Raw genomic sequence first — 8,693 nt, 5'->3', positions numbered from 1 at the left:
AAAGCGTAAGGGCGGCCAAGAACCGGAGGACGATGAGCCGTTCTGATTTCATGGCGACGACGGCCTGCTACATGGCTGCGTGTGGCAGGTCTTAAACAACTGAACTGGGCTAGCGAAGGAGTGGGGGCAACAGCAGCTGCGCTGGTAGACTTATCCACAGTTGCTGGTAACAAAATCAGCAATCCGCCCTGGGTCAAATTTCAATCGGCAGGGTGGGTCAATTTTCCATCAGCGCCAACACGAGCCCTAATCGTGCACTCGGCTGAGTGGCCTGATCGTATGCGACAGGATTTCCTTGCTGCTGGCACTAAGGCCGGCTACGAAAATCTGTTTAAGCACTGCGGCTTTGGCGTACCAGACCTGAGTCGTGCCCTGTGGAGCGCCGGCGACTCCTTGACCATGATTGTCGAGGATCATCTGAGGCCGTTCATGAGGCAGGGCACCAAGCCGCCCACCGCGCGGGACATGCATCTTCACTTGCTTCCCTGGCCACAGGAGGAACTGCTCAACCTAGGCAACATCGAGGTGGAAATGCGAGTGACCCTTTCCTACTTCGTAGAGCCAAACCCTGGCATAGCCGAACGCGGTATCAAGGGGCGCTATCGCTACGAGTCGCACGGCTTGCGCTTTGATGTCAGTCGCCCAAACGAAGACCGTGACCAGTTCCGCCAGCGCATCAACAAGCGTGCACGGGATGAGGAAGAAGGTGGTTACCAGGGCGGCGGCTCAGATCCGAACTGGCTGCTCGGTACTCAGACACGGCATCGCGGTTCTCTCCACTCGGACATCTGGCGAGGCACTGCAGCCGAACTGGCGGGTCGGGGAATGCTTGGTATCTATCCCGCACTGGGGTGGTGGAAAACTCTCGTTAAGCAGCAGCGATATGACGACACCGTGAGGTACAGTCTGGTGGTGTCGATCAAAACTCAGCAAACGGATATTGACCTCTACGCGGCCGTGGAAACTCTGATCGAGGCCCAGGTAGCGGTGCTGGTCTGATATTAAGAGTTCAAATGAGGTCATGGCCCCGAAGCCATGACCTCAGCGCTCGCAAAAGCTCGGATTGAGGGTGTCTCGATCACCACTCAGTTGGCGCTTACGCGCTGACCTGCGCGGCATAACCCAGGTCTTGAATCACCTTGCGGATAGATTCCGCGGGTTCTTGGCTGTCTACCGATACCTTGCCGGCAGCACGGTCAATCTCCACTTTTGCGGTGTCATCTACCGCCTGAATTGCCTTTGTGATCTTGCTGACGCAACTGCCACAACCCATTCCTGATACCTGTAGAACGAACATAAATCACCTCGTTGGTTAGGCGGCATAGATGCCGTAACCTGAGCATCGACCTTGACACGATGGTAAGGTCAAGCTTGTTTTTTAGCGTTGGTAGATGTTCTTTCGGAATTGATGGAATTACTGATACCTGCCGACTGGCTTTAGATTCACGTTCATTTCAGTCGATGCGGGTTTTCCGCAGCCTCAATGCGTTGAATACAACCGATGCTGAACTGACGCTCATGGCCAGTGCCGCAATCATGGGCGACAGCAGGTGGCCAGTCAGGGGATAAAGAACCCCTGCTGCGAGTGGAATTCCCATGGCGTTATAGATGAAGGCAAAGGCTAGGTTCTGCCGCATGTTTTTCACCGTGGCTACGGACAAGGTTCTTGCCCGTAAGATGCCCATCAGATCACCTTTGACCAAGGTCACCTGAGCACTGTTCATGGCCACGTCAGTACCGGTTCCCATCGCGATACCGACATCGGCACGGGCCAGTGCGGGGGCATCGTTGATGCCGTCGCCAGCCATGGCCACTCGGCGACCGTAGCTCTGCAGGTCGGCCACCAGCTTTTCCTTATCCTGGGGTTTAACCTCGCCATGGACTTCTTCGATACCCAGTTCCTTGGCCACAGCTCTTGCGGTCGTGAGTCCATCACCGGTGGCCATGATGACTTTCACATCGACCTCTTGAAGTCGGATGACTGCTTGCTTGGCGCTCGGTTTGATCGGGTCAGAGACAGCCAGCAGCCCTGCCAGTACGCCATCTACCGCCAAGTAAATAATGCTGATGCCCTCCAGTCGAAGTTGCTCTGCACGGTTGCGCAGAGGGGTGACATCTACTCCGGCCTCTTCCATCAGCGCAGTATTACCCAGTTGCAGTTGTCGACCGTCCACGTGGCCACGCACACCAATGCCTGAGCCCGACTCGAAAGAATCCGGCTTGGCCAACTCAACGCCTTGGGCGCGGGCGTGGTCAACGATTGCATGAGCCAGCGGATGCTCGCTGCCTTGATCGAGGCTTGCAGCAAAGCGCAGCACCTCGTTAGGCGCGAACTGACCGCTACCCTCTGCGCTATGAAATACAGGCCGTCCCTCGGTCAGCGTGCCGGTCTTGTCGACGATCAGCGTATCGATCTTGCACAGGTTCTCTATGGCACTGGCATCGCGGAACAAGACGCCACTGGTGGCAGCTTTGCCTGTCGAGACCATCACCGACATGGGGGTCGCCAAGCCAAGTGCGCAAGGGCAGGCAATGATTAGTACGGCAACCGCGTTGATCAGGCCGAATACCCAGCCCGACTCCGGTCCGAAAAAGCCCCAGCCGAAGAACGTGAGGATCGCGATGGCGATCACGCCGAGTACGAAATAGCCCGCGACTGCATCGGCCATGCGCTGCATGGGGGCCTTGGAGCGCTGTGCTCTGGCGACCATCTGCACGATTTGGGACAACATGGTGTCGGCCCCCACCTTCTGCGCCTGCATTACCAGGCTACCGTGGGTATTCATGGTTGCGCCGATCAGCGTATCGCCAACGCGCTTGGTAACCGGTAGCGGTTCGCCGGTCAGCATGGCCTCGTCGACGGCGCTTTCGCCTTCGAGAACGATGCCGTCAACTGGGACTTTCTCGCCGGGACGTACTCGCAGATGGTCGCCCAGGTGCACATGGGTCAACGGAATATCTTCTTCCTGGCCGTCAGGGTTAATGCGCCGCGCGGTTTTGGGTGCCAGGCCCAATAGCGATTTGATTGCGGCTGAGGTTTGTGAACGAGCCTTGAGTTCGAGCATCTGGCCCAACAACGTCAGGGAGATGATTACCGCCGCAGCCTCGAAGTAGACACCAATGCGCCCGTCCTGGAAGAAAGCTTGGGGGAACAGCTGTGGGGCCAGGGTCGCAGCAACGCTGTAGAGGTAGGCTGCGGCTGTACCCAGGCCAATCAGTGTCCACATATTTGGGCTGCGATGACGGACTGAGTCGATGCCTCGGGCAAAGAATACCCAGCCGCCCCAGAGTGTCACAGGCGTCGCCAAGGCAAGCTCTACCCAGTTCTGCGTTGCGCCATGAAATAGCGTTAATGAGTGGCCGGCCATAGCCAAGACCGTCACGATAATCGTGAGTGGGAGTGTCCACCAGAATCGCCGGGAGAAATCTTTAAGTTCTGAATTCTCCTCTTCCTCCAGCTCCGGAATCACTGCCTCCAAGGTCATGCCACAGATGGGGCAATTGCCAGGTTTTGGCTGGCGTATTTCTGGATGCATAGGACAGGTGTACTCCGCCGTCCCTGCGGCCCCTGATGAGGGAGGCGCAGCTTCATGATGCTGGTGTTCCGTACTCTTGGGCGGGTTCGAATAGCTGGTAGGTGCTGCCCGGAACTTCTCCTGGCATTTCGCGCTGCAGAAACGGTATGTCTGACCTTCGTGGCTCTCACTGAATGGGCTGTCTGGCTTGACGGCCATGCCGCACACCGGATCGTGCTGACTCCCATGCTGGTCTTCCTGATGCTTGGAATGCTCATGGTCAAGTTGGCGCGATGTGGTGTGCATAGGGCTTACTTCCGGTTGTCGTCCTTGGGAGTATCAGCACCATCCTGATGGGAATGCCCACCATGGTTGTGGCCGAACATGTGCATCAGCGGGCACAACAGCAGAATCAAGTAAGGCAGTGCCTGGGAGATGTGGCCAAAATGCTCGCGGGCCACATAAAAAACGGCGATGACAGCCAACATGATCAGTGCAATGCCAGTTTTGCTTTTCCAGAATGGCAATTCAGAGCCTGGGTGGTGGGAGTGGTCCATAGCTCGATCCTCGTTTGAGTTGAGGCAGTATTGGTGGGACAGCAAATGACAATAGTCTCTACTGCGTCCCAGCAATTGACGTATATCAATCCGAACTCAATGATTAGCGTACGTTCACTTTACCAACCATCCCCGATTGGTAATGGCCTGGGATGTTGCAGGCGAACTCAAGCCCCGTTGCCTTAGTAAAGGTCCATACCAGTTCTTCAGTGGCTCCCGGCTCGATCAAGACGCTGTTTGGATCGTCGTGTTTCATGCCGACCATCTTCATCCCGCCCATAGCATGATCCATGTTGCTCATGTCCTGTGCGCCCGTTGGAGACAGCGTGCCGTTCTGAAACATTGCGGCCATTTCTTTTTGATGTGCTGCATGTGCGGCTGCCATGCCCAGGTTGAATTCATGCAGTAGCGAGCCCTCATTCTTGAGTACGAAGCGGACGGTTTCTCCTGCTTTGATATCAATGCTCTTCGGCTCGAAATAGATATCGCCCATCTTGATTTCGATGATGCGATCAGCTTGCTTGGCGTCTCCTGGTTGGCCTATATCGCTTTTACTATGGCTCGGGTTAGCCATGGCAGCAGAGGCGGAGAAAACCAGGGTTGTGGCGAGAAAAAATGAAGTTAGTTTGGCTTTCATAATGCATCTCGGAAAATGGAGTTGTTAGGAACAACATCAATGCTAATCAGGCGGTGCTGTCAGCTGGCTTACGCGAAAACTACATATCTGAAAGATGCACTGAAATCAGGTGCGGCCCGGCATTGGCCGGGGGCACCTGATTGTTGTCTCAGCGCATTACGAATTCACCGACCATCCCGGCCTGATAATGTCCAGGGAGGGTGCAGGCGAAGTTGAGGTTGGCCGAGTCGCTGAAGGTCCAGACAAACTCCTTGGTAGTTCCGGGCTCAACAAGGATGGCGTTTGGGTCATCATGTATTGCTTCAACGACTTCAGGAATGCCAGGTGGATTGGAGTCTCCAAGGCCCGACCGTTCATGCCAGACGATTGACTTCGCTTTGCCTGTTGGCGTCAGTGTGCCGTCCTTGACCAAAGCAGCCATTTTGCGTTGATGATCCAGTTGCGATACGGCTTTACCGATATTGAATTCGTGCATCAGTGCCCCTTCGTTCTTCAACACGAAGCGGACGGTTTCGCCAGGCTTCACATCGATAGACTTCTGGCCGTAGCTGATGTCATCCATTTTCACGAAAACTGTACGTGTAGCGGGGGTTGCTTTGGCCGGCTGACCAATGTTGCTTTCAAGGCCAAGCGTTTGTGCCGAGGCCTGAGTTGCAGCTGCGAACAGCAGCGCCGTGATCAACAACTGGGGGCGTGAACGTTTCATGATGAGACCTCACTGAGGTGGTTGGAAATCTCATGCTATTCCCCGTTTCCTGCCGGGGGGCTGACCCCAAAACTTAGTCAGCTTGAAAAAAACGCGGCACCGTCGAGGTGCCGCTAGGCCAAAGGAGCAATCATGAAGGCCTTGAAGATGGGAATTCTTATGGGTGACACTCTTTATCGGCCATCATCAGCTTGTGCTCACGCATCATCTGCGCAAGTACGTCGTCGACCAATTTGTCGTGTCGCTCCATCCACGCAAGATGTTCTTCCGTAGATATGCCGGGAGCAGGATGCTCGCTGTGAAGCTGGTTCATCATCTCGTCGAGCATTTTCATGTGCTCTTTCATATGCACATGGCGCTCGCTGGCGGGAGCCTTTTCCGCCTGAATTAGTACCGCTTCGGCTTTGTCTCGCATGCTCTCGATGCGCTCGAAGACGCGGTCACTCCCGCCCTCTGCCCAAACGGCTGAAGCAAGCAGGAGCGAACCAACCAGAAATAAAGGTTTAAGCAGTTTCATAGGGCAGTCTCCTCAATTGAAGCAGTGACCGGCACCTCTGTTGTTATTCATTAGAGGGCCAAGAGCACAACCTAGTGCTCATGCTTGCACCCTAGACAGGGCCGCCTGACAGAGGCCTGAAGCTAGGATTACATTTTCGTAAGCTTCTGGTTGGGAGGGGGATTTGACTGCACACTCAGGCCACTCAAAATTTGGGAACCGCCCGCATGAAACTTCTGGTCGCTGAAGACGAGCCAAAAACAGGCACTTACCTGCAGCAAGGTCTCACTGAGGCTGGCTTCAACGTCGACCGCGTTATGACGGGAACGGATGCACTCCAGCATGCGCTGAGCGAGGCCTATGATCTGTTGATTCTGGACGTGATGATGCCGGGCCTGGATGGCTGGGAAGTGCTGCGGATGATTCGGGCTGCAGGTAAGGATGTCCCGGTGTTATTTCTGACGGCGCGGGACGGTGTCGAGGATCGTGTGAAAGGTCTAGAGCTGGGGGCGGACGACTACCTGGTCAAGCCCTTCGCTTTTTCTGAGTTGTTAGCCCGCGTCAGGACATTGCTCCGCCGCGGCAATAGTTCGCCGACGCAGACCACAATGAAAATAGCCGATCTTGAAGTTGATCTGCTTAAGCGTCGTGCCGTGCGCAGTGGTAAGCGGATTGATCTGACTGCAAAGGAGTTCTCGCTGCTCGAATTACTGCTGCGTCGGCGTGGCGAAGTTCTTCCCAAGTCGTTGATCGCGTCCCAGGTCTGGGACATGAATTTCGACAGCGACACCAATGTGATTGAAGTGGCTATCCGACGCTTGCGGGCGAAAATTGACGATGATTTCGAGCTAAAACTGATTCATACCGCTCGTGGTATGGGCTACATGCTTGATGCGCCGGAGTCTGAATGAAGCACCTGTCACTGACCGCGCGTATGAGTTTGATGTTCATGTTTGCGGTGATTGCAGTCCTAACGGTGGCCGGCCTGAGTTTCAACGAGCTCAGCCGGCATCACTTCATGATGCTTGACCAGCAGACGCTGGACGAGAAGCTAGAATCGACTCAGCAAATCCTGAGTAATACGCGTAGCCATGCAGACCTTGAAGAGGTGCTGCCTCAGCTGAAAGCGCTGTTAGGGGCTCACCACGATTTAGCGGCGATCATCCTTGCAAACGACGGTACCGTGCTTTTTGCCGAGCCACTGCCTTTCAATATTCCCGAGAAATACCGCCTCAATCCTGACCACGGCATGTGGGCGTGGGAGGAAAATGGACACATGTATCGAGGGATGACCGCGCAGGTATCAACCCCTGACCAACCTGCGTTTCTAACGGCTTTGCTGATCCTTGATGTGACCAACCATGTGCATTTCTTTGAAACGTTGCAGCGGTGGTTCTGGATTGGCTTGGTGATTAGCGCACTGGTCAGCGCTGCGTTGGGCTGGGTGGTCGCGCGTAGTGGGTTGAGACCCCTGCGACAGGTGACCCATGTCGCGACGTCGATGTCTGCGCGGTCACTGAAGGAGCGCATTCCACTGGAGCCCGTCCCTCTTGAGCTTCAGCAGTTGGTGACTTCGTTCAATGCGATGCTTGCCAGGCTCGACGATGCATTTGTTCGGCTCTCAAATTTTTCTGCCGATATCGCCCATGAGTTACGCACACCACTCAGTAATCTGATGACGCACACCGAGGTGGTACTCACCCAAAAACGTAACCTCGAAGCCTATGAAGAGAATCTTTACTCGAACCTAGACGATCTGAAACGCATGTCGCGAATGATCGATGACATGCTGTTCCTGGCTAAGTCGGACAACGGCCTGATCATTCCCGAGCAATCGCGCATTGAGCTCAGCGAGGTAGCCACCAAGCTGATTGAGTACTACCACCTATTAGCGGACGAGCAAGGCATCCAGTTGGTTGTGACCGGCTCTGGCAGCGTGCTGGGTGACAAGCTGATGCTGGATCGGGCGATCTCGAACCTGTTGTCCAATGCGTTGCGCTATACAACTGCCGGGAAGACGATATTGGTAACGATCAAGTCGACCGCAAGTGCCGTTACTCTAATTGTCGAGAACCCAGGCGAAACCATCAAGCCGGAGCACCTGGATAAGCTCTTCGACCGTTTCTATCGAGTAGACCCGGCTCGCCGTGAAGGCAGCCCGAGCAATGCCGGGCTTGGCTTGGCCATTACTCGATCCATTGTGGCGGCCCACAATGGCAAGATCTGGTGCACTTCCAGCAATGGCATCACCGCCTTTCACATGGAATTTCCCCCAGCAACCATCCTAGGAGCGCTATGACCAAAGACGAGTTGAGGGCCGAACTTGAGCGACAAGCACAAAGCTTTGTCGCTACCACGGGAGCTGAAGTTGTGTTGTACGCCGCCCAGCGCAAGCCTGACCGCCAGCCTTGGCGCAAGAAGCCGAGCTTGTTAGATGAGGCTTTTCAGGCCGAAATTCGCAAAATCGAACAGCAGCACTGTTGCCGCTGACCGAAAACTGACCCAGTAGAGGCTGTTCTGCCGACTGAAAACTGACCCAGGTGTTCAACTGCTTCTGCTCAATTTTTGAGCAGGAGAACACAGGGTGATCAGTATGGAAATGATGGGCAAAATTCGCCGGATGTATTTCCGCGACAAGCTGTCGCTGCATGAGATAGCCAAGCGCACCGGGTTGGCGCGCAACACGATTCGCAAGTGGGTCAGAGCACCTGAGGCCAAGCCGCCGGTCTACCAACGCCGCGCGATCTTCAACAAACTCAGCCCTTTTCACGCCACGCTGGAG

General features: G+C 55.2%; 10 protein-coding genes and 1 pseudogene. 5 read left to right on the top strand and 6 right to left on the bottom strand.

Annotation, left to right across the window (positions count from 1 at the left end):
* Positions 1-279: 279 nt before the first annotated feature.
* Entirely contained in the window at positions 280-999 is a 720-nt protein-coding gene (locus SOP97_RS02800) for a hypothetical protein (RefSeq protein WP_322948162.1), read from the top strand.
* Between the two features lie 97 nt (positions 1,000-1,096).
* Here SOP97_RS02800 and SOP97_RS02795 read toward each other — a convergent pair whose 3' ends face one another.
* From SOP97_RS02795 to SOP97_RS02770, 6 genes are all read right to left on the bottom strand, one after another.
* The gene (locus tag SOP97_RS02795; protein ID WP_167143878.1) at positions 1,097-1,297 is read right to left on the bottom strand and encodes a heavy-metal-associated domain-containing protein; all 201 of its coding nucleotides are present in this window, start codon (positions 1,295-1,297) and stop codon (positions 1,097-1,099) included.
* 157 nt (positions 1,298-1,454) lie between these two features.
* Positions 1,455-3,821: a heavy metal translocating P-type ATPase gene (locus tag SOP97_RS02790; RefSeq protein WP_322948161.1), complete on the bottom strand. Its 2,367-nt coding sequence runs from the start codon at positions 3,819-3,821 to the stop codon at positions 1,455-1,457.
* A 5-nt stretch (positions 3,822-3,826) separates the two neighbouring features.
* Positions 3,827-4,072, bottom strand: a complete 246-nt coding sequence (locus SOP97_RS02785; protein ID WP_167143872.1) for a DUF2933 domain-containing protein — start codon at positions 4,070-4,072, stop codon at positions 3,827-3,829.
* Between the two features lie 103 nt (positions 4,073-4,175).
* Positions 4,176-4,709 carry a cupredoxin domain-containing protein gene (locus SOP97_RS02780; RefSeq protein WP_167143869.1) on the bottom strand — a complete coding sequence of 178 codons (534 nt, stop codon included), beginning with the start codon at positions 4,707-4,709 and terminating at the stop codon, positions 4,176-4,178.
* A gap of 148 nt (positions 4,710-4,857) precedes the next feature.
* On the bottom strand, positions 4,858-5,415 hold the full coding sequence (locus tag SOP97_RS02775; protein WP_167143866.1) for a cupredoxin domain-containing protein: 558 nt from the start codon (positions 5,413-5,415) through the stop codon (positions 4,858-4,860).
* Positions 5,416-5,572: 157 nt separating this feature from the next.
* Positions 5,573-5,932 (bottom strand): co-regulatory protein PtrA N-terminal domain-containing protein, encoded by a 360-nt coding sequence (locus SOP97_RS02770; protein WP_167143863.1) that lies wholly within the window; start codon positions 5,930-5,932, stop codon positions 5,573-5,575.
* Positions 5,933-6,138: 206 nt separating this feature from the next.
* Here SOP97_RS02770 and SOP97_RS02765 point away from each other — a divergent pair, with 206 nt between their 5' ends.
* From SOP97_RS02765 to SOP97_RS02750, 4 genes and pseudogenes are all read left to right on the top strand, one after another.
* Positions 6,139-6,822, top strand: a complete 684-nt coding sequence (locus SOP97_RS02765) for a heavy metal response regulator transcription factor (protein WP_167143860.1) — start codon at positions 6,139-6,141, stop codon at positions 6,820-6,822.
* On the top strand, positions 6,819-8,210 hold the full coding sequence (locus tag SOP97_RS02760) for a heavy metal sensor histidine kinase (RefSeq protein ID WP_167143857.1): 1,392 nt from the start codon (positions 6,819-6,821) through the stop codon (positions 8,208-8,210). Before SOP97_RS02765 ends, SOP97_RS02760 begins: the two co-directional genes overlap by 4 nt.
* Positions 8,207-8,401: a hypothetical protein gene (locus tag SOP97_RS02755; protein ID WP_322948160.1), complete on the top strand. Its 195-nt coding sequence runs from the start codon at positions 8,207-8,209 to the stop codon at positions 8,399-8,401. Before SOP97_RS02760 ends, SOP97_RS02755 begins: the two co-directional genes overlap by 4 nt.
* Before the next feature lie 112 nt (positions 8,402-8,513).
* Positions 8,514-8,693 (top strand): annotated as a pseudogene (locus SOP97_RS02750) (IS21 family transposase); the annotation flags it as partial.

This window comes from Pseudomonas spirodelae (genome assembly GCF_034653255.1).
In the GTDB taxonomy this organism is placed as follows: domain Bacteria; phylum Pseudomonadota; class Gammaproteobacteria; order Pseudomonadales; family Pseudomonadaceae; genus Aquipseudomonas; species Aquipseudomonas spirodelae.
Note: the sequence above shows the minus strand (reverse complement) of the source record. Positions and strands in the feature narration are given on the sequence as shown.